This is a genomic window from Actinoplanes sp. G11-F43, from assembly GCF_050589265.1.
Lineage (GTDB): Bacteria > Actinomycetota > Actinomycetes > Mycobacteriales > Micromonosporaceae > Actinoplanes.
Window position 1 is genome coordinate 50,622 of sequence record NZ_JBNZCE010000032.1, and the last position, 25,724, is coordinate 76,345.

The window sequence follows — 25,724 nt, forward strand, 5'->3', positions numbered from 1 at the left end:
GTGACTTGCGGCGCGGAGCGCACCNNCCCCCCCCCCCCCCCCCCCCCCCCCCACGCCCGTGAGCCGAACACCGCGTGTCCACATCGCGCCATGGCCAGGGGTCGTCAGGGCGACGAAACATGCGTGACAAGAAAGGGATCCGATGATGCGTGCAGTGAACAACGCATTAAGGAGTGCCCATGTTCGGTCGACTGCTGGCCGGCGTCCTGGTCGGCGTCGCGGCGATGCCGGCCCCGGCGTCAGCCGCGCCATCCCCGCCATCCCCGCCCCCGCGGGCCACTGAACGAACGCCGGAGCGGGTGCTCACCCTGGTCACCGGCGACACCGTACGAATAGGACGCGGGGTCGACGGGCGGAGCGCCGCCAGTGTCACCCCGGCGCCGGGCCGCGAGCGGGTCACCTTCCACACCCTGGAGACCGGCGGCGGGCTGCGGGTGGTGCCCTCGGACGCGATCCCGCTGATCCGGGCCGGCCGGGTGGACGCCGACCTGTTCGACGTCGAGCGGCTGCTCGCCGACGGCTACGGCGACACCACGACCGGCACCCTCCCGCTGATCGTCACCGGTGGCGGCGCCGGGATGCGTACCACCGGAACCGCCTTGACCAGCATCGACGCGGTGGCGATCCGGCCGGCGAAGGACTCGCTGGCGGAGTTCTGGCGGACCCGGACGCAGACCGCCCGGACCGCCGGCGAGCAGCGGATCTTCCTGGACGGGCGGGTCGCGCCGGTGCTGGACCGCAGCACCGCCCAGATCGGCGCCCCGGACGCCTGGAAGTCCGGTCTGGACGGGCGCGGGGTGAAGGTGGCGGTGCTGGACACCGGCGTCGACGCCGGGCACCCGGACCTGGCCGGCCGGATCACCGCGGCCGCGAACTTCAGCAGCAGCGCCGACGTGGTGGACCGGTTCGGTCACGGCACGCACGTGGCGGCCACCGTCGCGGGCAGCGGCGCGGCCTCCGGCGGGACCCGCAAGGGTGTCGCGCACGGCGCCGAACTGCTGATCGGCAAGGTGCTCGGCGACGACGGGTACGGCTACGAGTCGGAGATCATCGCCGGCATGCAGTGGGCGGTCGACTCGGGCGCGAGGATCGTGAACATGAGCCTGGGCGGGTCGGCCACCGACGGGCTGGACCCGATGAGCCTGGCGGTGGACGAGCTGTCCGCGTCGACCGGAACCCTGTTCGTGGTGGCGGCCGGCAACGAGGGCGCCGCGTCCAGTGTGGGCACCCCGGGTGCGGCGGCCCGGGCGCTGACCGTCGGCGCGGTGGACCGGGAGAACCGGACGGCCCCGTTCTCCAGCCGTGGCCCGCGCCTCGGCGACCTGGGCCTGAAGCCGGAGATCACCGCCCCCGGAGTGGGGATCGTGGCGGCCCGCGCGGCCGGGACCACGATGGGTGAGCCGGTGGACGCGCGGTACACCGCCGCCGACGGCACCTCGATGGCCACCCCGCACGTGGCCGGCGCGGCCGCGATCCTGGCCCAGCAGCACCCGGACTGGACCGGCGCGCGCCTCAAGGAGACCCTGGTCAGCACCGCGGTCACCGGCGCGGACGCGACCGTCTACGACCAGGGCGCGGGACGGGTCGACCTGACCCGGGCGACCACCCAGCAGGTCACCGCCACCCCGGTCGCGGACTTCGGCCGGCACGTGCTCGGTGCGGGGACCGGGCCGGTCACCCGTACCGTCGAATATCGGAACGCGGGAACCTCCACGGTGACCCTCGCCCTGCGCGGGCCGTCGGCGGTGTCGGTGAGCGCGGCGTCGGTGACCGTGCCGGCCGGTGGTGTCGCCGCGGTGACCGTCACCCTCGATCTGGCGAAGGCCCGGCCGATGCAGATCAGCGGCTGGCTGACCGGCACCGCCGCCGGGGTTCAGGTGACCACGGCGGTCGGCGGGATCGTGGACGGGCCGTCCCGCGAGGTGCGGGTGCGCGCGGTCGACGCCGCCGGGGCCCCGATCCACGTACCGGCGCTGACGATCTTCGGGGACGACGGCCGGTTCGACGTCCTCGGCTCGCTGTCGCGGGACGGCGAGACCTTCGCGCTCCAGGACGGCACCTACATCCTGACCGGCCTGATCGAGCTGCGGCCGGGCGCCGACGAGGTGGCCTACGTGGTCCTGCCGGAGCTGGAGATCAAGGGCGACACCGAGGTGGTGCTGGACGCCCGCAAGGGGAAGCCGATCATCATCGAGACACCGAAACCGGCCGAGCAGCGGTCGATCCTCAGCTACTACGCGCACCGGGTGACCGGCAGCGGCCGGTCGATCTCGCACGGGGTGATGCACTTCGCCGGAATGCGGGCGGTCAACACCACCCCGACGGCGAAGGTCCGGAAGGGATCGTTCGAGTTCTCCTCCCGGTGGCAGCTGTCCGCACCGGCCGCGCGGGCCGACGGCCTGGACATCCATCTGCTGTCCGACTCACCGGCGGTGGCCGGCACCCGGCGGTACGAGGTGGCCGAGCAGAACGCCGGTAACCTCCGTGGCAAGGCGGTGGTGATCGACGCGACCGATCAGGCGCCGGCCGACCAGGTGGCGCGGGCCGTCGCCGGGGGCGCGGCGGTGGCGGTGCTGGTCCAGCCGGCCGGGTACAGCGCCTGGTCGGCGTGGAATCCGATGCTCACCGAGCGGCTGCCGATCGTGACCGCGCAGGTGCCGTACGAGGACGGGCCGAAGCTTCGGCGGAAGGGCTCGCTGACCCTGACTCTGACCACCGACGACCCTTATCTGTACGACGTGTTCCAGGCCGTCCAGGGGCAGATCCCGGCTCAGGTCAAGCACAGGGTGACAGCTGCCAACAGCATGCGGATCAGCACGTCGTACGCCCACAACGGCGGTGAGCCACGGGTGCGGGAGCAGCGGTTCGGCTGGCGTCCGTGGCAGGAGTACAGCTGGAACGACTCGTCCCGGTCGGTTCGTACCCCGTCGGTCCGTGAGGAGTGGGTGTCGGCCGGCGACACGGTGTGGCAGCACATGGTGCACAGCGCCTACCCGTGGAACGGCTTCGGCCAGCTCAAGGGCGGTTTTGTCGAGGAGCCGGTCAGTTACCGGGCGGGTAGCCGTACCGAATCGTGGGGTGGCCCGGTGGTCCGTCCGGCCGACCTGGGCTCGACCCGGGCCGGGGACGTGCTGCGGCTGCGGGTGGCCGAATTCGTCGACGGCGACGGCCATGCCCAGCCCGCCGACCCGGCCGACGGCGTGACCGCGAGGCTGTGGCGGGACGGCACGCTGATCCACGAGGGGGCGGCCGGCACCGCCGACGTGACGACCACCTCCGGCCGGGCGGCCTACCGGTTCAAGGTCACCACCGGCCGGTCGGACGCGGAGTGGGTGTACGGCACGTCGACCGACACCGAGTGGACGTTCACGTCGGCGAAGGCGGGCGCGCTACCGCTGCTCGGGGTGGACTACCGGGTGCTGCCGCTCGGGGTCCGGCTGGACTTCAGCGCCAAGCTGAAGTCGCTGAAGGTGGAGGTCTCCTCCGACGACGGCCGGGTGTGGCGACCGGCCGTGGTGCTCGCCGGCACCGCGCTGGTCACACCCGGCCGGACCCCGGTGTCGCTGCGGGTGACCGCCACCGACACCGCCGGGAACACCCTGAAGCAGACGGTGATCCGGGCCTACGGTCGCGGCTGATCGGTGAGCCAGTCACGGCGGGCCGCCTGATAGGCCAGGCCGGTGCGGGAGTCCACACCGGCCTGGTCCATCAGACGATCGATCCGCCGCTGGACGGTCCGTTTGCTCACCCCGAGATGGGTGGCGATCGACTTGTCCGGCATCCCGGCCACCACCAGCGACAGCAGCAGCGTGTCGACGGCCGGCGGGCCCGGGGCGCCGAGCGGGGTGGCCCGCTCCCAATAGCTCTCGAAGAGCGCCACCAGGGCGTCGAGCAGCTCACTGGACCGGATCAGGGCGGCGGTCGGCTCGCCCACACCCCGGGACTCGTCCGGCACCAGCGGGCAGATGGCCAGCTCCCGGTCCGCGATGGCCAGCCGGACCGGGAGGGTGGGCAGTGTCCGAGCCTCCTCGCCGGCGGCCACCGACTCCAGGATGCTGTCCAGCTCACCGGGCTTGTCGAGCAGCTCCCGCTCGTAGATCGCCCGGTACCGGACACCACGGGCCAGCGCCGATCCCTCCTCGTCGTTCTCGGTCCCGGCCATGGCGAGCGGGTTGGCCCGGCAGAACCAGAGGATCTCCCGGCGGGCGTCGTTCTGCATCTCGCGCAGCCGCTGCCGCAGCGGCCCGGCCCCGACCACCAGGCTGACCAGGTGCTCGGCGTCGCGGCGGCGGGTGTGCGCGCGGTACTCCTCGCTCAGTGCCGCCACCACCTGCTGGGCGTTGCGCAGATCCTGCTGGCGGCGCAGCAGCGCGTCACCGAGGGCGACGTCGGCGGGCAGCGGCTGGTGGACCGGCCCGGCACCGGTCAGCCCGTGGGCCCGCAACGACTCCAGGACCGTCTCGGCCTGGCCCGGTGGGACGGCGCCGTGGGCGACGAGGTCGGCGGCCCCGGCCCGGCCGAGCCGCACCAGCAGACGATAGGCACGCTGCTCGACCTCGCTCAACATGCCGCCACTGTAGTTAGGAGGTGGTCTCCCGGGCCCACGGCAGCAGCACCCGTTCCAGCGCGACCACCAGGTAGTACGAGAAGATGCTCATCAACGCGAGCAGGAAGATGCCGGCGAAGGCCAGGCCGGTCTGGATCTGCGCCTTGGCGGAGACGATCACGTAACCGATGCCGTCCCGCCCGCCGCCGATGAACTCGCCGACCACCGCGCCGACGAAGGCCAGCGAGATGGCCAGTTTCAGACCGGTGAAGAACTGTGGGAGCGCCCACGGGACCCGTACCTTCAGGAAGGTCTTGATCCGGGAGGCCTCCAGGGACCGGGTCAGCTCGATCAGCTCGGACGGCACCGCCCGCAGCCCGGCCGCGGTGGAGAGCACGATCGGGAAGAAGCAGAGCAGCACCACCACGAAGATCTTGGGCGCCATGCCGAAGCCGAACCACATCACCAGCATCGGGCCGATGGCGATCTTCGGAATGGCGTTGAAGCCGATCAGGATCGGGGAGACCGCCTGGTCGACGAAGGGCGACGAGGTGATCGCCAGGGCCAGCAGGACACCGATCACGACCGCGATGCCGAAGCCGAACCAGACCTCCCGAAACGTGTACCACGATTGCTTCGCCAGGTAGTCCGGGAGGCGTGCCAGCTCGCTGCCGATGGTCTCCGGCGACGGCACCACCTGTGGCGGCACGTCGTAGACCCGGACCAGCACGTACCAGGCCGCGAGAAGGGTGAACAGGGTCGCCACGGGCAGCAGCAGAGCGGTGGCACGTCTGACCATCGATGGATCCATCCTTATGCTGAGCTCGTGAGTCTAAACGGGACGATGATCCGGCTCGATGGCGTGTCGCGCACCTTCACCGGCCGCCGGGGCATGGTGGAGGCGTTGCGTGGCATCGATCTGGAGGTGGCCGAGGGCGAGTTCGTGGCCATCGTCGGCCGCTCCGGCTGCGGCAAGTCCACCCTGCTGCGCCTGGTCGCCGGCCTGCTGGAGCCGACCGGCGGCACGGTGACGGTGGACACCGCCCGGCGCCGCGAGATCGCCATGCAGTTCCAGCGGCCGGCCCTGCTGCCGTGGCGCAACGTGCTGAACAACGTCCTGTTCCCGGTGGAGATCTTCGGATGGAAGCGCAAGGAGCACGTCGAGCGGGCCCGGCGGCTGCTGGCCACGGCCGGCCTGGAGGGCTTCGAGACGACCATGCCGCACGAGCTCTCCGGTGGCATGCAGCAGCGGGTGTCGCTGTGCCGGTCGCTGATCCAGCGCCCGAGGGTGATGCTGATGGACGAGCCGTTCTCCGCCCTGGACGCGCTGACCCGCGAGGAACTGACCGGCGAGCTGCAGCGGATCCACATGGAACAGGGCACCACCACACTGTTCGTGACCCACTCGATCGACGAGGCGGTGCTGCTGGCCGACCGGGTGGTGGTGCTGAGCCCGCGGCCGGGGCGGATCGCCGAGATCGTGCCGATCGACGTGCCGCGCCCGCGCAGCCTGGGCCAGAACGAGCACACCGAAAAGCTGGCGCACCGCTCGGCCCGGCTGCACGGGCTCCTGATGGACCGGGCCGCTAACTGAGGACCTTCACGAACTCCTCGGGCTTCTTGCCGGCCGGGATCGACTCGGCGCCGGCGAGCACGTCGATCACCCGGGTGACCCGCGCGGCGTCGACGGCACCGATCGCACCGCCGTCCCCCTTGACGTAGGCCGCCATGATCTCCAGCTCCTTCGCGGCGACCTCGGCGTCGGTCTCCGGCTGCGCCTTGTTCAGGATCCGACCGGCCTCGGACGGGTTGGCGATGCTGTACTCCAGGCCCTTGACCAGGGCCGCGGTGAACTTCTTCGCCAGCTCCGGGTCGTCGTTGGCGATCTTGTCCGAGGTCAGCAGGAAGTGGCCGTACAGGTCGGTGATCACGTCGCTGAACGGCAGCGCCACCGCGGTCTTCCCGCCGGCCGCCTTCTCGATCAGCGGCTTGCCGACGACGAACTGGCCGATCACGTCGACCTTGTCGGTGGCCAGCGCACCGGCCAGCTCCGGCGCGGCCACCGGGATGATCTCCACCTTGGCCGGGTCGATGCCGGCCAGCTTGGCGTAGGTCGGGAAGAGGATCGTGGTGGTGGCGCCCTCCTGGTCGCCCATCACCTTGCCCTCCAGATCCTTCGGGCCGGTGATGCCCTTGCCGTCCAGCGTCATGATGCCGACCATCGACTTCTGCTGGATCGCGCTGATCGCGGTGATGCCGCTGACCTTGCCGGTCGCCTTGGTCAGGATGTAACCGGTCGAGTCGACCGGGGCGAAGTCGGCGGCGCCGGAGGAGAGCGCGGCCATGTTCTCGCCCGAGCCGGAGCCGATCGCGATCTCCACGTCCAGGCCCTGCTCGGCGAAGTAGCCCTTCTCCTCGGCGACGAAGGCGTACGCCTCCCGCCCGAAGGCATTGAACGCGGTGAGGTATTTCACCTTGGTCGCGCCGGGGTCGCCCTCCGGAGCGGCCTCGCCGCACCCGGCCACCGCGACCAACGCCAGCACCGTCGCGACCGTCCGCAACGTTCTCATCAGATCCATACCTCTCGACGTGTCCCCGTTTGCGCGCACAGAGTACGAGAGACCGTCCGAAATGGACAGGATGTTTACGTTAATCTCTGCGGCCATGCGCGTCAGCATCTTCACCGAGCCACACCGTGGCGCCACCTACGACGAGTTGCTGCGGGCCGCCCGGCACGCCGAGGCGGCCGGTTTCGAGGGCTTCTTCCGAGCCGACCACTACATGCAGATGCATGACTCGGACGGCTTCCCGGGCCCCACCGACTCGTGGGTCACGCTGGGCGCGATGGCCCGCGAGACCAGCACCATCCGGCTCGGCACCCTGCTCACCTGCGCGACCTTCCGGCATCCGGCGGTCACCGCGATCAGTGTGGCCCAGGTCGACCAGATGAGCGGTGGGCGGATCGACTTCGGGCTCGGCGCCGGCTGGTTCACCCGCGAGCACGAGGCGTACGGCATCCCGTTCCCGGGCACCGGCGAGCGCTTCGACCTGCTGGAGGAGCAGCTGGCGGTGATCACCGGGCTGTGGGGCACGCCGCCCGGTGAGACGTTCTCGCACCGTGGACCGCACTACCGGCTGGACCGGGCGCCCGCGCTGCCGAAGCCGGTCCAGGTGCCCGGGCCGCCGGTGATCATCGGGGGCCGGGGCGCGAAACGGACCCCCGAGCTGGCCGCCCGCTACGCCGACGAGTTCAACCTGCCGTTCACCCCGATCGGGCCGAGCGCCGCCCAGTACGACCGGGTCCGCGAGGCCTGCGAACGGTACGGCCGGACCAAGCCACCCCTGGTCCTGTCGGTCGGCATGGCGGTGGCGTGTGGGCGTACCGACGCCGAGGCCCGGCGGCGCTGGGAGGCGATGGAGGAGGCGTCCGCGCTGCCCTCCGAGGTGACCATCAGCGGGACACCCCAGCAGGTCGTCGACCGGATCTCGGAGTACGCCGGGATCGGCGCCACCCGGATCTACGTGCGCCTGCGTGACCTGGGCGACCTGGATCACCTGGATCTGCTGGCCGCCGAGGTGCTACCCCACCTGCCGTGACTCAGTGGTCGCCGCGGATGATCCGGGCCACGTACGACTCGCTGCTCATCTCCTCCGGCCGGAACTGGTGCCGCAACCGGTGCACGAACGCACCCTCCACGATGGTCTGGAACATCTCCGGCTCGTACGGCCGGAGCATGACCGTCTGCAGCGCGTGCGGTGGGGTGGCGTTGAGCCGCAGCCCGGCGTCCCACTCGGCGCGGAACCGGTCGTCGAGCCGGTGCAGCATCTCGAAGACGTGGTGGTGCAGGAGCGGATCGAGGGTCTCGGCCCGTTTCTCCCACCACAGGAACGACGCGGCCCGCCACAGGTGCATGACGTAGCTGTCCGGGCGTCCGGCCAGGAACCAGTTCGCCAGGTACGGCCCGGTGTAGTTGAAGGCGAAAACGCTGCTCTTGGCCAGGGCCCGGTCCACGTGCGGGCGCAGCGGCTCGGAGACGAAACAGGTGGCGTCCACCCAGATCCCGCCGAACTTCTCCAGCAGCAGCATCCGTAGCAGATCGGAGAAGTGGGCGTGGTCGTCACCGACCGCGGCGGCCAGGTCCACCGGCACGTCCACATAGGCGCCGATGGTGTCCAGGCTCAGTTCGTGCACCGACGGATTCGTCGCCTTGAGCGCGGCCAGGCAGGCCCGCACCACCGGCGGCGCGGTCGCGAAACCCTGCGCCCAGTAGACGAAGATCGGCTGGTCGAAGGTGCTGTGCGCGGGACGGGCCAGCCGCTGTTCGGCCTGGGTACGGATCTGCGCCAGGTGCTCGGCGAGGAAGACCCCCAGCTCCCGGCGGGCCCCGAAGGCGGTGACGTCCGAGTCGAGCAGGGCCGGCCCGTCGAACGGCAGCTTCGCGTCGTGCGCCAGGGCCGCCGCCGCGGCCTTGCGGCTGTCGTCCCGGCGTTTCAACTTGTCGTACGCGTGCGCCAGCGCGTACCCCCGGGCGAAGTCCTCCGGCCGCTTGGCCACCGCGCCGCGCAGCAGTTGCTCGGCCGCCGCCCAGCGCTGCTCGGCCAGGGCGATCCGGCCCAGCTCCCAGGCCGCCGAACCGTCCGGGTCACCGGCCTTGGCCACCCGTCGCAGCTCGGCCACCGCGGTCTCCCGGTCGCCCACGGCCAGCGCGATCCGGGCCGCGGTCATCGGGGCGTCGGCGGCCCGGCGCAGCAGGTGGGCGGCCTCCTCGGCGGTCAGCGAAGGGGCGGCCGGCATCACACCGGTGGTCTCCGGCAGCAGGATCCGGCGCGACGGTGACGCGTCCGGCTCGCCGGTCCACTCGTAGCGGAACACCCCGTCGGAAGGTGTCGCGCCGGAGAAGTGGCCGACCGGCCCGGCGGTCTCCGTGATCGCGTAGTCGTACCAGGTCACCGTCCCGTTCCCGGCGGTCAGCCAGACCGCGACGTCCTGTGCCCCGTCCGGCACCGTGAAGGTCACGCTGATCCGGTGGTGGCCGTGCTCGTTGCGGGCCGGGACGGACCGGACCGGCTCGGCCGCCTCCCCGTCGCCGGCCGTCCACTCCGCGGTCAGCCGGGGCGGGCTGTGCAGCGGCTCGGGCAGGAAGAGCGAGACCGCCGCGGTGTAGGTGCCGGGGCGCAGCGCGATCCCGCCGGGCGCGATCGAGGTGTCGTTGCCGCGCAGCGCGCTCACCCGCAGACCGTGCGCCCCGTGCCGGCCGGGCACCTCGGCCCGCTCGGCGGCGACCCGGCCGGGCACCGCGAACCCCTCCGGATCCCCCCGGAAGCCGGGGTCGGGCACCAGGTTGACCAGCGGCGGCGGGGCCGGGACGGCGTCCGGCTGTGACGGCGGGGTGCGACGGAGCGCGGCCCGGAATCGGGCGATCATGCTCTGGTCGGTGGGTGCGGTCGCCGTCATCGATGTCCCTTCGCAGCGTGCCGCCGCAGTTTAGTCGGACGGTGAAGCCCTTCGGGGACGGAGCGGACGGCGCGTGCGGATCGTGCTCACAGCGGCAGGACCACCGCCGACGGGCGTCCACTCACGCAGGTCACGGTCATCCGGTAGCGCGACAGGACTCCGGTGAACACCGCCTCGGTGGTCAGCGCCGGTCCCGGTTCGGCCCGGCCCGCGGTGTACCCGGGTTTCGCCTCCCACTCCAGCAGTTCGGCGCCGGCCGTGACACAGCGGGCCAGCACCGTTCCGCCCGGCGATTCCAGCCGGGTCCCGGACGGGGCCGGCGCCGGGGCGGACGGCGGCTCGGACACCGGCACGCTGGGCGGCGGGGCGGCCTCGGTGGCGGTCGGTGACGGGACCGGTCCGGTGGACGGGCCGGGCCGTTCCGGGACGGCGGCGGCGCTGCCACTGGTCACCGGGGCGCTCTCCGGGCGGCTGGTGTTCTCCGCCGGACGGGATCGCGGGCGTTCGCCGGGCTTCCGTACGGTCGCCTCCGGCGCGGACGCGGGCGGTGCGGCCACACCGGGTGTGCCGGGCGGGTCACTGCGCCGCCCGGACAACATCAGGGGCAGGGCGGCCAGCAGCGTCAGCGTCAGAGCCGCGGCCGCCGGCCGGGCCTTCTTCCACCGCTTGGGTACGGGGACCGGCGCCGGCTCCCGAGACGGGACGCCGACGGGCACCGTGGTCTCGGCGGGGCCCTCCGGGCGTACCGAATCGGTCCTGGTGATGTTGGCGGCCTCGGCCGCGTCGCCCAGCAGGCCGGCCACCTCCAGCGCCTCCGGGCGGGCCGCCGGGTCCTTGTCCAGGCACCGGCCGACCAGGTCGATCACCTCGTCCGGCACACCCGGCAGGTCGGGCAGTGGCAGCGGCTCCTGGTAGACGTGCGCCTTCAGCATCTGGGTGGTGGTCTCCACGCTCCACGGCGCGACTCCGGCAAGCAGCCGGTAGAGCAGCACGCCGAGCGCGTAGACGTCGGAGGCGGGTTCGACGGCGCCACCGAGGAGCCGCTCCGGGGCCAGGTAGGCGGGAGTGCCGAGCAGGGTGTCCTCCGGTGCGGCCGGCCCGGCCACCTCGGCGATACCGAAGTCCACCACCTTGGCGCCGGAGGCGGCGACCATGATGTTGGCGAGTTTGATGTCCCGGTGCACGAGCCCGTCCTCGTGCGCGACGGCCAGCGCGGTGGCCACTTCCCCGCAGATCCGGAAAATCGTTCGGGGTGGGATCCGGCCCCGGGACACCCGCTGTTGAAGTGTCGGCCCGTTGATCAATTCCATCACCACATAGGGGACCGGGCCGTCACCCTCGTCCGATTCCCCGAAATCGTAGATCTGCGCGATGTTCGGATGCGAGAGCGTCGCCGCGGCGCGCGCCTCGTGCAGGATCCGGGCCCGGAAGCGGGGGTTGCCGGCATACCGCCCGGCCAGCACTTTCACCGCTACCGGCCGGTTCAGCACCTCATCCAGGGCGTGCCAGACGACGGCCATGCCGCCGCGGCCGAGTTCATTGATCAGCCGGTACCGGCCGCCGAGTTTCCGCTCCACCTCCACGTGGGGCAGTCTGCCGAAACGGCCCCCGAATCGCACATGCGAATAACGCTGTCACTTTCTCGCGTCCACCATTCGGTGAACTGCCGGGCCGGCAGAAAGTGATCCCTTTTCCGTCCGGCCGGCCGGACGCCCGTAGGGTCGCCCCCATGACGGATACCTGGCGGCATCTGCCCGCACCGGCCCGCCCGATCGCCGCCGCGGCCACCGCCGCCGTGACCGCGGTCCGGGACGGGGACACCGCGGCCCTGGACGAGGCGACCGCCACCCTGGCCGGGCTCGATCCGGCGCAGACCGGCCTGGTGCTGGGCACCACGGTCCGGCTGCTGCTGGAGGACGGGCATCCGGACGGGCTCACCGCCGACGACGTGCGCGCCGCGCTGGCCGGCGCGGTCCGGTCCTGGCCGGACGCCGATCCGCAGGTGGTGCTCTGGCTGCTGGCCGGCGCGCTGGGGGTGCTGGAGGAGGACGGCGCCCCGGCCCCGAAACCGGACGCCCTGGCCCGGCACTCCGCGGTGCTGCTGGCCGACCTGCTGGCCGGCCGCGGAATCGGCCCGTGGTGGGCGGCGGCGCTCAGCGAGATCGAGAGGTCTCAGCTCAACGACTAAAACTTTGCAGAAACTGCAAGTTTGGCTCTAAGGTCTCCGGGTGCCCACGGAGACCACAGCCATGCCCGGACGCCGGGAGACCAAGCGCAGGCAGACCCGCCTCGCGCTGATCACCGCGGCGCTCCGGCTCGCCGACGAGCGCGGGGCCGACCGGGTGACCGCCGAAGAGATCAGCGCGGCGGCCGGGGTGTCGCCGCGCACGTTCTTCAACTACTTCGCCACCAAGGAGGACGCCCTCGTCGGCGACCCCCAGGAGGGCTTCGACGAGCCCCGGCTGCCGCCCGGCCCGCTGCTGGAGGCGCTGCCGGCCGCGCTCGCCCCCGGCCTGGAGCAGATCCAGCGCGACCGCGACCTCTGGCTGCTCCGGATGCGGGTGATCGGCGCCAACCCGCACCTGCTGCCCCTGCTCATCGCCGCCGCCGCGGCCACCGAGCAGCGACTGGCCCAGATCATCGCCGAGCGCGACGGCCTCCCCGAAGGCCACCCCTATCCCCCGATCGCCGCCTCGGTGGCCAACGCGGCGACCCGGGTCGCCGTGTGCCGCTGGGCCGACGGCCGGGACGACCGGCCGCTGATCGAACACGTCCGGGAAGCCTTCGCCATCCTTTCCAGTATCTGAAAGAAGTTCGATGACAGCCGTAGAACCCGAAACCGCCGCATCATCCGGCCGGATGTCGCACCGGGAGGTCATCCAGGCCCTCTCCGGGCTCATGCTCGGCATGTTCGTCAGCATCCTGGCCTCCACCGTGGTGGCCAACGCGCTGCCCCGGATCATCGCCGACCTGAACGGCAGCCAGTCCGTCTACACCTGGATCGTCACCTCCGAGCTGCTCGCCATGACGGCCACCGTCCCGCTCTGGGGCAAGATGGCCGACCTCTACAGCAAGAAACTGCTGATCCAGCTCTCCCTCGGTCTCTTCGTGGTCGGCTCACTGGTCGCCGGGCTCACCCCGAACGTCGAGATCCTGCTGGTCAGCCGGGTCATCCAGGGCATCGGCGCGGGCGGCATGACCGCGCTGGCACTGATCGTGATGGCCGCGATGATCCCGCCCCGGGAACTCGGCCGCTACTCCGGCATGTTCGGCGCGGTCTTCGGCGTCGCCACCATCGCCGGCCCGCTGATCGGCGGCGTCCTGGTCGACACCTCGTGGCTGGGCTGGCGCTGGTGCTTCCTGATCGGCGTGCCGTTCTCGCTGATCGCGATCGCCCTGCTGCAGAAGACGCTGCACCTGCCGATGACGCGCAAGGACGTGAGCATCGACTGGCTCGGCGCGCTGCTGATCACCGGTGGGGTCAGCACCCTGCTGATCTGGTCCACGCTGGCCGGTGACAAGTTCGACTGGGCCTCCTGGCAGACCGCCGCGATGGTGATCGGCGGCATCGTGATCCTCGCCCTCGCCGTGCTCGTCGAGTCGAAGGCCAAGGAGCCGATCATCCCGCTCGGCATCTTCCGGCACCGCACCGTCTCGCTGGCCATCATCGCCAGCGTGCTGGTCGGCATCGCGATGTTCGGCGGCACCGTCTTCCTCTCCCAGTACTTCCAGACCTCACTGGGCAAGACCCCGACCGCCGCCGGCCTGATGAGCCTGCCGATGGTCTTCGGCCTGCTGATCTCCTCCACCCTGGCCGGAGCCCTGATCACCAAGTACGGCAAGTGGAAGATCTACCTGGTCAGCGGCTCGATCGTGATGACCGTCGGAATGCTGCTGCTGAGCACCATCGACGCGCGTACCAGCGTGCCGGTGATCTCGGTCTACATGGCGGTCCTCGGCGTCGGCGTCGGCCTGCTGATGCAGAACCTGGTGCTGGCCGCGCAGAACGACGTGCCCGCCGCCGAACTCGGCGCCACCACCTCGGCGCTCACGTTCTTCCGCAGCATGGGCGGCTCGATCGGGGTCAGCGCGCTCGGCGCCGTCCTGACCCACCGGGTCACCTCGCTGTTCACCGAGAAGTTCGGGGCGGCGGCCGGTGGTGGCGGCGAGGTTCCGGACCTCCAGGCGCTGCCGCCGGAGGTGCTGGCGGTGATCAAGGAGATTTACGGTACGGCCACCGCCGACCTGTTCCTGATCGGCGCCCCGATCGCCTTCCTGGCAGTGATCGCGGTCGTCTTCATCAAGGAGAAGCCCCTCTCCGACCTGTCCGGCGACGAACGCCTGGCAGCGGAGAAGTCCTTCACCCACTGACCCCCACCCCGCGTGCCACTTTCCGGTCCGATCCGAGCCGGTAAGTGGCACGCACACCGCAACACCACACCGCGTGCCACAAACCGGTCCGATCCCAGCCGAAAAACGGCACGCACACCGCAACACCACACCGCGTGCCACTTTCCGGTCCGATCCGAGCCGGAAAGTGGCACGCGGTGGGGTGGGTGGTGGTCAGGACGGGCGCAGGCCCACAGAGGTGCGCGGATTGGGGGGCTCGGCACAACCGAGCAGGCCGACCAGGCCGGAAACCCACAGCTGCCGGTAGACCGTGGCGCTCGGGTGGCTGACCACCAGTTTCACCCCACTCGCCGCGGCGGTGTGGAAGCAGGCGACCAGGATCCCGATGCCGATGCTGTCGATCAGCATCACCCGTTGCAGGTCCAGACAGATCCGGCTCGGCGTCATCGTGGTGAGGACGTCGTTGACCGCGTCCCTCATGACGTGAGCGTTGTCCAGATCGATCTCCCCGCTGGGAGCGATCTCGACAGTGCCGTCGGCCAGCTGGCGGGTCGTGATCGGCAGATACACAGCTGCCCTCTTCCTGGCGTCCAGCCGGGGCTGACGCCGACTTCCGCGGGACACGGTCGTGCCGGCCGTCTCAGAGGGGCCGTGCACGAGCGGCGTTCGCTGGGGGACGCCGACCGGAACCCGCGTTCCTACAACAATCCGCTGGTCTGCAAGTTACGCCACGTAGGCGCGGAACGCCAGAGTAGTTCATCTGGCCGGAATGTGCTGCATCACTGTGTGGCGACCACGTTGACTGTCCACGACCCGGAACCGAATACTCACCGTATGCCTTGGAGCTCCGGACGGCATGGTTGACGCCCTGCCGAGCGCCCCGTCGGCGCCGGGCACCGTCCACTTCGGCAGCGCCGACGACCAGCGGGACCGGTACCTCCTGAATCGTTTCTACCACCAGGTGATCCAACTCGGACCCCTGACCGTCGGGCACCTGATGTTCGCCGGTAGCGCAACTCTGGACGTTCCGGCGGCCGGCGCCTATCACGTCACCGTCCCCACCGCGGGCCGGGTGCGCGCCGACCGGGACGGGCACGAGCTGACCGCGACACCGTCCACCGCGCTCGCCTTCCGGCCCGGCGACCGGATCCGGTTGCATCACGAGCCGAACACCGCCGAACTCGACGTACGGATCGAGAGCTGGGCCCTGGAGGCGGAACTCGCCGGGCTGCTCGGGCATCCGGTGGACGGGCCGATCGACCTGCCGCCGGTCTTCGACCTGACCGAGGGCCCGGCACACAGCTGGGGCCGGCTGGTCCTGCTGCTGCGCGACGAGCTGGCCCACGAGTCCAGCCTGATCCACCAGCCGCTGATCGCCGAACAGCTCTGCGGCAGCGTGCTCAGCGGGCTGCTGCTCAGCGTCCCGCACCGCTACCACGAGGAGCTGGTGGCGCCGGCCGACGGCGGGCCACCCCGGCCGATCCGCCGGGTGCTGACCGCGATCAGTGACGAACCGGAGCGGGCCTTCACCGTCGGTGAACTGGCGTCGATCGCCGGCATGAGTGTCCGCTCGCTGCAGTCCGGATTCCGCCGGCATGTCGGCAGCGCCCCGATGGCGTACCTCCAGGAGGTCCGGTTGAGCCGGGCCCACGAGACGCTGCGCCGGGGTGATCCGGCCCGGGTGACGGTCGCCGAGGTGGCGAACCGCTGGGGGTTCGCGCACCTCGGCCGGTTCGCCTCCGCCTACCGCCGCCGCTTCGGAGAGTCACCGTCGGAGACATTGCGGAGCGCCACCTGATCGGGTGTCACTCACCCGGGTCACAGCGTCGCGGCTGGGGTACCCCGTCCGTGGGCCGGGCCACCCCGGAGGCGCCGAAGAGGTCACCCCTCGGGGGCATCCAGTCGCGCCAGGCGGACAGCCGGGGTGGTACCGAGGCCATCTCGCCGTCTCCGGCGCGGCACTGCCGGCGCAGGTACGCGACGACACGTTCCATCGCCGCCCCGCCGTTCTCGGCCATCGTCAGCAGCCGGCCGCGGTCCACCGTCCCGTCCTCCCGGAGCAGCGCGGCCAGCCCGGCCAGCGCCTGCACCGCCTCGGAGGCGTCCCGCTCGGCGTCCCAGGGGCCGTTCACGCTCGCGCTCCCCCACGTGCGGCCCGATACGTCTTGGCTGTGCGGTCGGTCATGCGGCGCATCCCCCTCACCCCCACACACGCCCGGCGGTCGTCGCGGGCCCGCGACGTCCGCCCCGGGCGATCCGGCCCGGTGCGCGTGACAAGCCGAAAATGTATTCGGCTCGCTACTTTCCGTCCATCCGTAACGCGCAGGTTCTGTCCAGTTAGCGCTCGGTTCAGCCGATCCGCGTTGCCGATCACGATTACCCGGCGTAGACGATCCGGAATCAGGAATCCGTTATTTCCCGGCGTTTCCCACACCGGGTATCCGGCTATTTCCTGGCGTTTCCCACCAGGATCCGCGGCGCCGGCGAAATACCGATCACGCGGAATCCCGCAACGCCGCGAAGACCGTCACGCCCGCGGAGCCCGTCACGTCCGCGGGGAACGGCGCGACGGGCGTAGGGTCCGCGGGGATCAGAGCGAGACGGTGGAACGGGTCTCGGCGGACCGCTCCGCGGCGACCAGGATCGCCGTCACCTGAGCGCCGAACCGCACGTCCATCGGCGAGGCCGGCCCCCCACCGGCAGCGGTCAGCAACTGGTCCACCGCACGGCCCAGCGCCTCGGCCGGGGCCCACTCGGCGCGCGGGACCGCACGGATCCCGGCCTCGCCGGCGAAGACCGCCTCCTCCCGCGCCGCGGCGGCCGGAGCGTCCACCGCCAGGGTCAGCTGACTGACCGCGCCTCCGGCGTGCTTGAGCAGCAGATAGGTCAGGTCCCGGGCACCGGTCACGGCGGTCACCTCGGCGACCGGCCCGAGCACCGGCAGGACCAGCGCCAGCGCGTGCGGGCCGACGTCCCAGAGCCCGCCCCGCTCGCGCCGCCAGGGCGAGGCCCCGAACGGGTTGTCCGGGGTGAAGATCGAGCCCAGGTGGTCGACGCGGGCCTCGGTCCAGCCGCCGGTGGCGACCGTCTCGGCCAGGAACGTGTCGAGTTCGGGGGTGAACCGCCGGGTGAAGAACACCACCGAGGCGACGTCGACGGCAGCCAGCGCCCGGGCGTCCTCGACCCGGGTGGCTACCGGCTTGTCGAGCAGCAGGTGGCGGCCCGCGGCGGCGGCCCGCAGCGCGATCGGCGCCTGCACGTCCGGGGGCAGCGCGACGGTGATGGCGTCCACGTCGGCGATCAGGGCGTCGACGTCGGAGTACGCCGGGACGCCGTACCGCCCGGCCAGTTCGGCCGTCTTCTCCGGGTCACGGCCCCAGATGCCGGTGAACTCCACCCCGGGATGCGCCGCCAGAGCCGGCGCGTGTGTGATCTGGGCCCAGGGTCCCGTACCGAATAGTCCGAAGCGCACCGGATCGCCCACCCTCTTTGTCGATCATCTCCGGGCCGGAAGTTACCAGGCCGGAGCCGCCTCAGTAACCTGGCCGGGTGAACGGTCCCCTGTCGTCGGCGACTATCGTCGTCGCGCTCGTCCTGGCGGTGTGGTATCTGGCTCGTTCGGCGCTCGACCGGGCCCCGTCCCGGCCGGATCTGATCGCCGCCGGAGTGCTGACCGTCCTGACCGCGGTCCTGGTGCTGCTGGCGGTCTTCGGCCTGCTCGGCGACAACCCGCCGGCCGATGTGGCCACCTTCGCCGGCTACCTGATCACGACAGTCGCGTTCGTCCCCACCGCGGTGTACCTCGCGGTGATGGAACCGACCCGCTGGGGCAGCCTCTGCCTCGGCCTCGGCTGTCTGATCCTGCCCGTCCTAGTGCTGCGGCTGCAGCAGATCGCGTCGGTGACCGGTGTCTGAGCCCGCTGAAGTGACCACCCGCCCGCGGGACGCCGCGCTCGCCTCCGGGCCGGGCCGGGTGCTGCTGCTCGTCTACGGCGTGTTCGCGCTCTCCGCGAGCGCCCGCGCCCTGGTCCAGATCACCACACACTTCGCCGAGGCGCCGCTGGCCTACCTGCTGTCCGCGTTCGCCGGCCTGGTCTACGTCGCGGCCACCGTGGGCCTGGCCCGGGGCGGCGCCGGCGGCCGGATGATCGCCCTGGTCAGCTGCACCATCGAGCTGGTCGGCGTGCTGGCGGTCGGCACGCTGACCGTGGTGGACGGCGTGGACTTCCCGGATGCCACCGTGTGGTCGAACTTCGGCAGCGGGTACGGCTACGTCCCCCTGGTGCTGCCGTTCGTCGGCCTGTGGTGGATCTGGCGCCACCGGCCGGCTTAGAGGCTCGACTCGATGGCGTGCGGCACGAAGTTGCACGAGTTGTTGGTGACCAGGCCGGCGGTGCCGAGGCCTTCGCGGATGCCCATGCCGGCCGGTTCACCGTCGATCAGCCAGGCGCCGATCACCGGGTGCACGGTGCCCTCCAGCCCCTCGAAGGCGGGCAGTTCGCACAGCTCCTGGACGACGTAGCGGCCGTCCGCGCCGTACTCCGACGGGGACGAGGTGATCTGCTCGCCGTCCCGGACCAGGGTCACCGATCCACCTTCCCGACCCCACACCGGCTTTTTGGCGTACGACGTGAGAGTGGCCGCCTTGGACGACTCCGCGAAGTACGACGGCAGCAGGTACTTCGACCGTTCCGGATCATTGCCGAAGAGCTTCCACAGCACCGGCAGCAGCGCCTTGTTGCCGAGTAGCGCGGCCTTGTAGGGCGGCTCGATCCACACCGTCCCGCGCTTCTCCGGGTCGGCCATGTTCCGGAAGAAGGCCTTGCCGCCCTCCTCGTGCCAGAACCACTCCCACGGGTAGAGCATGAAGATCACGTCGATCGGCTCGGCCTTGTGCTCCTGGCCGGGCGCGGGCACGAACAGCACCCGGTCACCGGCCACGTCCCAGCCGATCTGGCTCATCGCGATCAGCTCGACCGGGTACCCCGCCTCCTCCGCGGTGGCCATCAGGTAGGCGACGTTCATCCGGTCCTCGCCGGAGGTCTCCGCGGTCTCGTACGCGAAGAAGATCTTGGGTTTGGCCGGCAGCCAGGTCCGGGCCTCGCGCAACTTGTCGATGTTGCGCCGCCAGGCGCCCGCGTCGCCCGGTTCGCCGGGGGTGGCCTCCCAGCCGACCAGGCGCTCGTGGATCGAGTTCCACTGCCGCCACTCGTGCTTGGTGACGCCGGTCTGGTCCATCCAGTGCCACTGGATGACCGCGGCCTCGATCAGTGAGGTGGGCGTCTGCGCGTTGAACTCCAGCAGCCGGGGAACGCTGCCGGCCCCGTTGTACCAGAGATCGAAACGCCCGTAGACGGTCGGCGAGTAGTCCGGCGTCTGCATCGGCAGGCGCATGTCCGGGTCCTTGTCGTAGTGCGTCCACGTCTCCGCGTCGCCGTCGAACCAGGTCCGGATGATCTGCTCGTGGGTGTACTCGGGGATGCCGATCCTGCTCAGGAAACAGGTCTCGGCGTTGCAGACCGAGCTGAAGAAGCCCTTCTTACGGCCGTCGACGGTACGCCTCGGGCACTGCTGGACCATCCAGTCGCCGGCCTCCATGCACATCGCGTAGAGCGTCGTGGTGGCCGTCTCCAGCTCTTCGATCTCGGCCGCGGTGAAGTCGTAGAACGGGCCCTCGTGCCAGTACGAGTACGTCGTCCCGTCCGGCAGGACGTCGTCGTTGTACGTCAGACCGAGGCTGTAGTTCGTCAACTTCCAGCCGTCGCGAACCGGTCCGTGAGGAATCCGCCGCATCCCGTTGAAACCCCTTACGAACCGGACTTGCTGGAGTAACCGCCGCCGCCCTTGCCGACGACGCTGGTCTTGACCGTGCCGTTACTGATCTTCCCACTGGACGGGAGGCCGAACTTGGACCGGGAGACCTTGTCGTTGTACGCGAACTTGCTCCCGCCGGCCGGCAGCTTGGATCCCACCGGGTAACCGGACCGGTAGCCCGACGAGTGCCAGATGAAGAACCCGCCGCCGCCACCGCCACCACCGTCGTTGTCGTCGTCGCAGTAGTCCTCGTCGACGATCACGCCGTTGGCGTCGGCGCAGTAGAAACCCTCATCGGTGTACTCGTCGTTGTCGCACGCGGCCGTACCCCCCGCGGCCAGCAGGAGGAAGGTGCTGGTCAGCGACACGGTCCGGGATGTCATGCGTCGGTTCATGATTACTTTGTAACTCTTCTCAGCAAGTTGCCAGCAACCTTGACCGGTCAGTCCTGGGGTCCGCCGGCCACGTAGACCACCTGGCCCGTCACAAATCCCGCGCCCTCACTGACCAGGAACGACACGGTGTTGGCCACATCCTCGGGACGGCCCGCTCGCCCGACCGGAATCTGACTCACGGCGGCCTTCTCGAAGTCGGCGAAGTCTACGCCGATCCGGGCCGCCGTCGCCCTCGTCATATCGGTCACGATGAAGCCGGGCGCGACCGCGTTCGCGGTGATGCCGAACTTGCCCAACTCGATGGCGAGCGTCTTGGTGAAGCCCTGCAGACCGGCCTTGGCGGCGGCGTAGTTGGCCTGGCCCCGGTTGCCCAGAGCGGACGTGCTGGACAGGCTGACGATCCGGCCGTACCCGGCGTCGACCATGTGTTTCTGCACCGCCCGGCTGAACAGGAAGGCACCGCGCAGGTGCACCGCCAGCACCGTGTCCCAATCGTCCTCGGACATCTTGAAGAGCAGGTTGTCCCGCAGCACCCCGGCGTTGTTGACCAGCACGGACGGGGCGCCCAGATCGGTGACGGTCCGTTCGACGGCCGCCGCCACCTGATCGGAGTCGGCCACGTCCGCGCCGATGGCGATCGCCCGGCCACCGTCGCCGGTGATCGCCGCGACCGTCTCGGCGCCGGATTCCTCGTCCAGGTCGACGACCGCGACGGCCAGACCGTCGGCGGCCAGTTTCCGGGCGATCGCCGCGCCGATGCCACGGGCGGCTCCGGTCACGATGGCGACACGGGGTACGGACTGCGACATATCGGCCTCCAGCAGCGGTGATCCCTACCGGAGGCCGATGCTAATCGTCATCAGGCGGTTCTGCGCATCCGGATCCAGCGATACCCGTGGCCCTCCACCCGAATCTTGCTGAAATCGCCCAGCTCCGGGTACTCCTGGTCGGCCAGCACGTCGTTCGGGTAGTCCGCCTCGGCGGCCAGATCGCTCAAATCCACCTCGCCGGGCTCGGTGCTCAGATTGTGCACGAACAGCATGGTCCCGGTGTCGGCGTCGGCCCGGTGCACCAGGAGGCCCCGGGGTGCCGGGACGTCGACGTGGGTGCAGCTGCCGGCGCCGATCTCCGGAGCCTCCCGGAGGGTACGGATCATCCGCTCGAACCAGGTGTACAGCGAGTTCGGGTCGTGCCGCTGACGGGTCGCGTTGAGCGTCTCGTAGCCGTACTCACCGCCGGTGATCACCGGCCGGAGCAGGTCCTTCGGCTCGGCGTCGGAGAAACCGCCGTTCGGCCGGTCGGACCACTGCATCGGGGTCCGGATGGCGTAGCGCCCGTCCTGGGACAGGTCCTCCCCCATCCCGATCTCCTCGCCGTACCGCAGCACGGGGGTGCCCCGCAGGCTGAACTGGAGCGCGTAGGCCAGTTCCAGGTGCCGCCGGTCGTTGCCGAGCATCGGGGCCAGCCGGCGGCGGATGCCCCGGCCGTACAACTGCATGGTCTCCTCCGGCCCGAACTTCTCCACCACGTCCTTGCGCTGCTCGGCGGTCAGCCGGGACAGGTCGATCTCGTCGTGGTTGCGCAGGAAGGTGGCCCACTGACCGCCGTCCGGCAGCTTCGGGGTGTCCCGCAGCGCGTCGATGATCGACTCGGCGTCCTCGCGGGCCAGAGCCAGCACCAGCTTGGCGTTGAGCATGAAGTCGAACAGCATGTGGATCCGGTTGCTCGATCCGCCCTCGTCACCGAAGAAGCGGGGCAGCGAATCCGGCTCCACGTTGGCCTCGGCCAGCAGGACCGCGTCGCCCTTACGCCACTGCACGTGCTGGCGCAGCTCGCTGAGGAAGTCGAAGTCCATCGGCGACGACGGGTTGCCCGGCTCGGTCCGCTCGATGATGAACGGCACCGCGTCCATCCGGAACCCGGCCACCCCGAGCTGCAGCCAGAACGAGCAGATCTTCTTGATCTCCTCCCGAACCGCCGGGTTCTCGATGTTCAGATCCGGCTGGAACTTGTAGAAGCGGTGGTAGAACCACGACTTCGCGGTCCGGTCGTAGGTCCAGGTCTCGTTCTGCTCGCCGGGGAAGACCATGCCCTGGTTGCGGTCCGCCGGTTCGGTGTCGCTCCAGACATACCAATCGCGGTACGGCGAGTCCGGCGACGACCGGGCCGCCTGGAACCACGGATGCTGGTCGGACGTGTGGTTGACCACCAGATCGATGATCACCTTGATGCCCCGGTTGGCGGCCTGGTGCACCAGCTCGGCGAAGTCGCCCAGGCTGCCGAACCGCGGGTCCACGTTGTAGAAGTCGGAGACGTCGTAGCCGTCGTCCTTGCCCGGCGACGGGTGGATCGGGTTCAGCCACAGACAGTTGATCCCCAGCCGGGACAGGTAGTCCAGACGGCCGATCAGACCGCGGATGTCTCCGCAGCCGTCACCGTCGGAATCGGCGAACGTGTCGATGTCGAGGCAATAGACGACGGCCTTGGAATACCAGCGGTCACTCATGCGCCCTTAGATGACCGGCACTCCGCGCGGCGAAACTCTCCACCGCCGTCAGCACCACGACACCGATCGCGAAGACGGCAAGAGGGGTGAGCACCAGCACAGCGACCATCTCCTCCTCGTAGTCGGCCCGGTGCCCGGCCGGATAGATCCGTAGCAGCCTGCGGTAGCGCGTCTCCAGAACGGTCATGCGGGCGAACCTCCCGGCTCGGGCCGGCGGGCGCGCAGCCGCTGCTCGGCGATGGCGGCCTGCGCGCGCAGACGTGCGGTCTCGGTGGCCAGGCTCTGCTCGCCGGCCCCCGTCAGCCGGTAGTAGCGCCGCAGCCGGGACTGCACGACCTCCTCGCGGTCGACCTCGATCAGACCCTCCCCGCGCAGCCGGTCGAGCGCCGCGTAGAGGGTGCCGGCCCGCAGGCGCACCCGCCCCGAGGTCATCGCGGCCACGTCCTCGATCACCGCGTACCCGTGCCGGGGCTCCTCGGCCAGGGCGGTGAGCACCAGGAACGTGGGCTCCCGCATCGAACTCTCACTCATGACGGTGGAATATACCGATGACAGGTATATACGGCCACGTGGAGATTCAACCGGCCGCTGCGGGGTATGAGGATCGGACGGACTGGGAGGGGACGGCTGATGACCGCGGGCGGACTGACCGGATGGATCGCCTCGGTGATCGAGTCTCTGGGCGAGATCGGCGTCGGGCTGCTGGTGGCCCTGGAGAACCTGATCCCGCCGATCCCCAGTGAGATCGTCCTGTCCATGGCCGGTTTCCTGGCCAGTGAGGGCCGGGTCAACCTGATCCTGGTCTGGTTCACCGCGACACTCGGCGCGCTGGGCGGCGCGGTGGCGCTCTACTGGCTCGGCCGCACCCTCGGTGAGGAGCGGCTCAAGCACTGGCTGGACCGGATCCCGCTGGTCGACTCGGACGATCTGAACCAGGCGGACCGCTGGTTCGAGAAGCACGAGAAGGCGGCCGTGCTCTTCGGCCGCTGCGCCCCGGTGGTGCGCAGCCTGGTCTCCATCCCGGCCGGCGCCAACCACATGCCGATGGGCCAGTTCATCCTGTTCACCACGATCGGCAGCGGGGTGTGGAACGCGCTGTTCGTCGGCGCCGGCTACGGGCTCGGGTCCCGTTGGGAGGACGTGGAGCGGTACGCGCAGTGGTTCGACTACGCGATCTGGGCGTTCTTCGCGATCGCCATCGGCTCGTGGGTGGTGAAGAAGGTGCGCAAGCGGCGGCAGCGGTCTACTTCCGGAACTGGATCCAGTTCACGTTGACGAAGTCGGCCGGCTGCCCGCTGGTGAAGGTGAGATGGACGGTGTGCTTCCCGGTCACCGCCGACACGTTGGCCGGGATCGACTGCCAGTTCTGCCAGCCGCCGGTGCCGGCCAGCGCGAACGATCCGATCGGCGGGTTGCTCCGGCTGTCCAGGCGCACCTCGACCAGGCCGCTGATCGCGGTGCCGGCGCCGGACGCGACCCGGCCGACGAAGTCCTTGACCCCGCCCGTACCGAAATCGACGTTGCTGAACTGCAGCCAGTCGCCGTTCGCCACGTACGACACGTTCTGCCCGCCCTCGGAGCAGGTCTCCACCCGCACTCCGGCGGAGGAGTCGGCCGACTCCGCCTCGATCCGGGAGTACGCGTCCCGGCCGGCCGGAGTGGTCGATCCGCTGCTCTGATAGACCGCCACGTAGTCGACGAGCATCGGCACGCCGGACTGGGTGGCCGCGGTCGGGCCGCCGCCGAACGCCGCCGGGAAGCCCCCGCCCATCGCCACGTTGAGGATCACGAAGAACCCGTGGTGGGTGGCGTTGTTCCAGGTGGTGGCGTCGACCGCGGTGGAGTTCAGGGTGAAGTAGTTGACCCCGTCCAGATACCACCGCAACTGTTCCGGCGAGGTGCTGCGGTCGTGTTCGATCGCGTACGTGTGGAAGCTGGTCAGGCAGCCGTTGCAGGCCCGTTCCCCGCTGGTCAGGCCGGTGGTCTCGTTGCACGGCCCGCCCGGGTTGGTGCCGCAGTGCAGGGCGGCGAAGACGCTGGACCGGCCGTTGATGTTCTCCAGGATGTCCAGTTCGCCGATGCTCGGCCAGTTGGTGGCGCCGACCGGGCGGGCCGCGTCGCCGAGCGCCCAGAACGCCGGCCAGTAGCCGGCCGCCGCCGCCCCGGTGACGTTGGGCTGCTGGATCCGGCCTTCGATGCGCATCTTCCCGCCGGCCGGGGCGGTGAAGTCGGTGCGCTGGGTCTCCACCCGGCCGGAGGTCCATCGGCCGGACGAGTCACGGATCGGTTTGATCACCAGGTTGCCGGCGCCGTCCTGGTAGACGTTGGCGGTCGAGTCGGTCATCGTCTCGATCTCGCCGGTGCCCCAGTTCGCCGCGCCGCCGGGATAGCCGGTGCCGGTGGCGTAGAACCAGTTCGAGCGGTTGAGGCCGGTGCCCGCGGCACCGGTGAAATCGTCGCTGAAGACCAGCGTCATACCGCTGGGCGGGGGCGGCACGGCGGCCTCGGCCGGTGCCACGAGCAGGCCGGTGACGAGCAGGGCGCTCGCCATGGTGAGGAGTCTTCGTCTCATCGAATCGCACCTTTCCATCGGTCGAGAGAGCGCTCTCAGCAGATTGCACGCTTGTTTCCAAAGGTTGTCAATATGGAACTTTGTCG

25 protein-coding genes are annotated in these 25,724 nt (G+C 70.5%); 10 read left to right on the forward strand and 15 right to left on the reverse strand.

Annotated features, from left to right (window positions below; genetic code table 11):
• Window positions 1–179 precede the first annotated feature (179 nt).
• Window positions 180–3,638 (forward strand): S8 family serine peptidase, encoded by a 3,459-nt coding sequence (locus ACQ0O7_RS33885; RefSeq protein WP_430788323.1) that lies wholly within the window; start codon window positions 180–182, stop codon window positions 3,636–3,638.
• On the opposite strand, the gene ACQ0O7_RS33890 is transcribed toward ACQ0O7_RS33885, so the two are convergent.
• Both ACQ0O7_RS33890 and ACQ0O7_RS33895 read right to left on the reverse strand, forming a co-directional pair.
• Window positions 3,623–4,567 carry a helix-turn-helix domain-containing protein gene (locus tag ACQ0O7_RS33890; RefSeq protein WP_430788325.1) on the reverse strand — a complete coding sequence of 315 codons (945 nt, stop codon included), beginning with the start codon at window positions 4,565–4,567 and terminating at the stop codon, window positions 3,623–3,625. The genes ACQ0O7_RS33885 and ACQ0O7_RS33890 overlap by 16 nt on opposite strands.
• A 13-nt stretch (window positions 4,568–4,580) precedes the next feature.
• Window positions 4,581–5,345, reverse strand: coding sequence for an ABC transporter permease (locus ACQ0O7_RS33895; RefSeq protein ID WP_430788327.1), 765 nt, complete (start codon window positions 5,343–5,345; stop codon window positions 4,581–4,583).
• A gap of 45 nt (window positions 5,346–5,390) precedes the next feature.
• Between ACQ0O7_RS33895 and ACQ0O7_RS33900 the strand changes: the two genes are divergently transcribed.
• Window positions 5,391–6,140, forward strand: coding sequence for an ABC transporter ATP-binding protein (locus tag ACQ0O7_RS33900; protein WP_430788329.1), 750 nt, complete (start codon window positions 5,391–5,393; stop codon window positions 6,138–6,140).
• Here ACQ0O7_RS33900 and ACQ0O7_RS33905 read toward each other — a convergent pair.
• The gene (locus ACQ0O7_RS33905; RefSeq protein WP_430788331.1) at window positions 6,133–7,116 is read right to left on the reverse strand and encodes an ABC transporter substrate-binding protein; all 984 of its coding nucleotides are present in this window, start codon (window positions 7,114–7,116) and stop codon (window positions 6,133–6,135) included. The two genes, ACQ0O7_RS33900 and ACQ0O7_RS33905, sit on opposite strands and share 8 nt — an antisense overlap.
• Before the next feature lie 94 nt (window positions 7,117–7,210).
• On the opposite strand from ACQ0O7_RS33905, the gene ACQ0O7_RS33910 reads away from it, so the two are divergent.
• A complete protein-coding gene (locus tag ACQ0O7_RS33910; protein WP_430788333.1) occupies window positions 7,211–8,143 on the forward strand; it encodes an LLM class F420-dependent oxidoreductase in 933 nt (310 codons plus the stop codon).
• 1 nt (window position 8,144) lies between these two features.
• On the opposite strand, the gene ACQ0O7_RS33915 is transcribed toward ACQ0O7_RS33910, so the two are convergent.
• Both ACQ0O7_RS33915 and ACQ0O7_RS33920 read right to left on the reverse strand, forming a co-directional pair.
• Window positions 8,145–10,001: a capsular polysaccharide synthesis protein gene (locus tag ACQ0O7_RS33915; protein ID WP_430788335.1), complete on the reverse strand. Its 1,857-nt coding sequence runs from the start codon at window positions 9,999–10,001 to the stop codon at window positions 8,145–8,147.
• An 86-nt stretch (window positions 10,002–10,087) separates the two neighbouring features.
• Window positions 10,088–11,584, reverse strand: coding sequence for a serine/threonine-protein kinase (locus ACQ0O7_RS33920; RefSeq protein ID WP_430788337.1), 1,497 nt, complete (start codon window positions 11,582–11,584; stop codon window positions 10,088–10,090).
• 146 nt (window positions 11,585–11,730) lie between these two features.
• On the opposite strand from ACQ0O7_RS33920, the gene ACQ0O7_RS33925 reads away from it, so the two are divergent.
• From ACQ0O7_RS33925 to ACQ0O7_RS33935, 3 genes are read left to right on the forward strand one after another with little or no spacing between them, the layout of a single operon-like run.
• Window positions 11,731–12,189, forward strand: a complete 459-nt coding sequence (locus ACQ0O7_RS33925) for a hypothetical protein (RefSeq protein WP_430788339.1) — start codon at window positions 11,731–11,733, stop codon at window positions 12,187–12,189.
• A 40-nt stretch (window positions 12,190–12,229) separates the two neighbouring features.
• A complete protein-coding gene (locus ACQ0O7_RS33930; protein ID WP_430788341.1) occupies window positions 12,230–12,808 on the forward strand; it encodes a TetR/AcrR family transcriptional regulator in 579 nt (192 codons plus the stop codon).
• 52 nt (window positions 12,809–12,860) lie between these two features.
• Window positions 12,861–14,372, forward strand: coding sequence for an MDR family MFS transporter (locus ACQ0O7_RS33935; protein WP_430788343.1), 1,512 nt, complete (start codon window positions 12,861–12,863; stop codon window positions 14,370–14,372).
• Window positions 14,373–14,564: 192 nt separating this feature from the next.
• Here ACQ0O7_RS33935 and ACQ0O7_RS33940 read toward each other — a convergent pair whose 3' ends face one another.
• Window positions 14,565–14,921, reverse strand: coding sequence for an STAS domain-containing protein (locus tag ACQ0O7_RS33940; RefSeq protein WP_203795054.1), 357 nt, complete (start codon window positions 14,919–14,921; stop codon window positions 14,565–14,567).
• Window positions 14,922–15,207: 286 nt separating this feature from the next.
• Between ACQ0O7_RS33940 and ACQ0O7_RS33945 the strand changes: the two genes are divergently transcribed.
• Window positions 15,208–16,149: an AraC family transcriptional regulator gene (locus ACQ0O7_RS33945; RefSeq protein ID WP_430788346.1), complete on the forward strand. Its 942-nt coding sequence runs from the start codon at window positions 15,208–15,210 to the stop codon at window positions 16,147–16,149.
• A gap of 7 nt (window positions 16,150–16,156) precedes the next feature.
• On the opposite strand, the gene ACQ0O7_RS33950 is transcribed toward ACQ0O7_RS33945, so the two are convergent.
• Both ACQ0O7_RS33950 and ACQ0O7_RS33955 read right to left on the reverse strand, forming a co-directional pair.
• Window positions 16,157–16,483 (reverse strand): hypothetical protein, encoded by a 327-nt coding sequence (locus tag ACQ0O7_RS33950; RefSeq protein ID WP_430788348.1) that lies wholly within the window; start codon window positions 16,481–16,483, stop codon window positions 16,157–16,159.
• A gap of 458 nt (window positions 16,484–16,941) precedes the next feature.
• A complete protein-coding gene (locus ACQ0O7_RS33955) occupies window positions 16,942–17,823 on the reverse strand; it encodes a Gfo/Idh/MocA family protein (RefSeq protein WP_430788350.1) in 882 nt (293 codons plus the stop codon).
• Between the two features lie 77 nt (window positions 17,824–17,900).
• Here ACQ0O7_RS33955 and ACQ0O7_RS33960 point away from each other — a divergent pair, with 77 nt between their 5' ends.
• Both ACQ0O7_RS33960 and ACQ0O7_RS33965 read left to right on the forward strand, forming a co-directional pair.
• On the forward strand, window positions 17,901–18,266 hold the full coding sequence (locus ACQ0O7_RS33960) for a hypothetical protein (RefSeq protein WP_430788352.1): 366 nt from the start codon (window positions 17,901–17,903) through the stop codon (window positions 18,264–18,266).
• Window positions 18,259–18,684, forward strand: a complete 426-nt coding sequence (locus ACQ0O7_RS33965) for a hypothetical protein (RefSeq protein WP_430788354.1) — start codon at window positions 18,259–18,261, stop codon at window positions 18,682–18,684. Before ACQ0O7_RS33960 ends, ACQ0O7_RS33965 begins: the two co-directional genes overlap by 8 nt.
• Here ACQ0O7_RS33965 and ACQ0O7_RS33970 read toward each other — a convergent pair.
• From ACQ0O7_RS33970 to ACQ0O7_RS33995, 6 genes are read right to left on the reverse strand one after another with little or no spacing between them, the layout of a single operon-like run.
• Window positions 18,681–20,144 (reverse strand): glutathionylspermidine synthase family protein, encoded by a 1,464-nt coding sequence (locus tag ACQ0O7_RS33970; RefSeq protein WP_430788356.1) that lies wholly within the window; start codon window positions 20,142–20,144, stop codon window positions 18,681–18,683. The two genes, ACQ0O7_RS33965 and ACQ0O7_RS33970, sit on opposite strands and share 4 nt — an antisense overlap.
• Before the next feature lie 14 nt (window positions 20,145–20,158).
• Window positions 20,159–20,548, reverse strand: coding sequence for a hypothetical protein (locus ACQ0O7_RS33975; protein WP_430788358.1), 390 nt, complete (start codon window positions 20,546–20,548; stop codon window positions 20,159–20,161).
• A gap of 59 nt (window positions 20,549–20,607) precedes the next feature.
• On the reverse strand, window positions 20,608–21,369 hold the full coding sequence (gene fabG / locus ACQ0O7_RS33980) for a 3-oxoacyl-ACP reductase FabG (RefSeq protein WP_430788360.1): 762 nt from the start codon (window positions 21,367–21,369) through the stop codon (window positions 20,608–20,610).
• A gap of 50 nt (window positions 21,370–21,419) precedes the next feature.
• A complete protein-coding gene (locus ACQ0O7_RS33985; RefSeq protein ID WP_430788362.1) occupies window positions 21,420–23,066 on the reverse strand; it encodes an alpha-amylase family protein in 1,647 nt (548 codons plus the stop codon).
• Complete coding sequence (locus ACQ0O7_RS33990) at window positions 23,059–23,253, reverse strand: hypothetical protein (RefSeq protein ID WP_430788364.1); 195 nt, start codon at window positions 23,251–23,253, stop codon at window positions 23,059–23,061. Before ACQ0O7_RS33990 ends, ACQ0O7_RS33985 begins: the two co-directional genes overlap by 8 nt.
• Complete coding sequence (locus ACQ0O7_RS33995) at window positions 23,250–23,597, reverse strand: PadR family transcriptional regulator (protein WP_430788366.1); 348 nt, start codon at window positions 23,595–23,597, stop codon at window positions 23,250–23,252. The genes ACQ0O7_RS33990 and ACQ0O7_RS33995 overlap by 4 nt, the downstream gene beginning before the upstream one ends.
• 99 nt (window positions 23,598–23,696) lie before the next feature.
• Between ACQ0O7_RS33995 and ACQ0O7_RS34000 the strand changes: the two genes are divergently transcribed.
• Complete coding sequence (locus tag ACQ0O7_RS34000) at window positions 23,697–24,341, forward strand: DedA family protein (RefSeq protein WP_430788368.1); 645 nt, start codon at window positions 23,697–23,699, stop codon at window positions 24,339–24,341.
• Here the strand turns inward: ACQ0O7_RS34000 and ACQ0O7_RS34005 are convergent.
• The gene (locus ACQ0O7_RS34005; RefSeq protein ID WP_430788370.1) at window positions 24,310–25,638 is read right to left on the reverse strand and encodes a carbohydrate-binding protein; all 1,329 of its coding nucleotides are present in this window, start codon (window positions 25,636–25,638) and stop codon (window positions 24,310–24,312) included. The two genes, ACQ0O7_RS34000 and ACQ0O7_RS34005, sit on opposite strands and share 32 nt — an antisense overlap.
• Window positions 25,639–25,724 lie beyond the last annotated feature (86 nt).

Bases quoted from the DNA above. Each gene is read 5' to 3' on its own strand.
- ACQ0O7_RS33885 (WP_430788323.1), top strand. From the start codon at position 180: ATGTTCGGTCGACTGCTGGCCGGCGTCCTGGTCGGCGTCGCGGCGATG.
- ACQ0O7_RS33890 (WP_430788325.1), bottom strand. From the start codon at position 4,567: ATGTTGAGCGAGGTCGAGCAGCGTGCCTATCGTCTGCTGGTGCGGCTC.
- ACQ0O7_RS33895 (WP_430788327.1), bottom strand. From the start codon at position 5,345: ATGGTCAGACGTGCCACCGCTCTGCTGCTGCCCGTGGCGACCCTGTTC.
- ACQ0O7_RS33900 (WP_430788329.1), top strand. From the start codon at position 5,391: ATGATCCGGCTCGATGGCGTGTCGCGCACCTTCACCGGCCGCCGGGGC.
- ACQ0O7_RS33905 (WP_430788331.1), bottom strand. From the start codon at position 7,116: ATGAGAACGTTGCGGACGGTCGCGACGGTGCTGGCGTTGGTCGCGGTG.
- ACQ0O7_RS33910 (WP_430788333.1), top strand. From the start codon at position 7,211: ATGCGCGTCAGCATCTTCACCGAGCCACACCGTGGCGCCACCTACGAC.
- ACQ0O7_RS33915 (WP_430788335.1), bottom strand. From the start codon at position 10,001: ATGACGGCGACCGCACCCACCGACCAGAGCATGATCGCCCGATTCCGG.
- ACQ0O7_RS33925 (WP_430788339.1), top strand. From the start codon at position 11,731: ATGACGGATACCTGGCGGCATCTGCCCGCACCGGCCCGCCCGATCGCC.
- ACQ0O7_RS33935 (WP_430788343.1), top strand. From the start codon at position 12,861: ATGTCGCACCGGGAGGTCATCCAGGCCCTCTCCGGGCTCATGCTCGGC.
- ACQ0O7_RS33945 (WP_430788346.1), top strand. From the start codon at position 15,208: ATGGTTGACGCCCTGCCGAGCGCCCCGTCGGCGCCGGGCACCGTCCAC.
- ACQ0O7_RS33970 (WP_430788356.1), bottom strand. From the start codon at position 20,144: ATGCGGCGGATTCCTCACGGACCGGTTCGCGACGGCTGGAAGTTGACG.
- ACQ0O7_RS33975 (WP_430788358.1), bottom strand. From the start codon at position 20,548: ATGACATCCCGGACCGTGTCGCTGACCAGCACCTTCCTCCTGCTGGCC.
- fabG (WP_430788360.1), bottom strand. From the start codon at position 21,369: ATGTCGCAGTCCGTACCCCGTGTCGCCATCGTGACCGGAGCCGCCCGT.
- ACQ0O7_RS33985 (WP_430788362.1), bottom strand. From the start codon at position 23,066: ATGAGTGACCGCTGGTATTCCAAGGCCGTCGTCTATTGCCTCGACATC.
- ACQ0O7_RS33990 (WP_430788364.1), bottom strand. From the start codon at position 23,253: ATGACCGTTCTGGAGACGCGCTACCGCAGGCTGCTACGGATCTATCCG.
- ACQ0O7_RS33995 (WP_430788366.1), bottom strand. From the start codon at position 23,597: ATGAGTGAGAGTTCGATGCGGGAGCCCACGTTCCTGGTGCTCACCGCC.
- ACQ0O7_RS34000 (WP_430788368.1), top strand. From the start codon at position 23,697: ATGACCGCGGGCGGACTGACCGGATGGATCGCCTCGGTGATCGAGTCT.
- ACQ0O7_RS34005 (WP_430788370.1), bottom strand. From the start codon at position 25,638: ATGAGACGAAGACTCCTCACCATGGCGAGCGCCCTGCTCGTCACCGGC.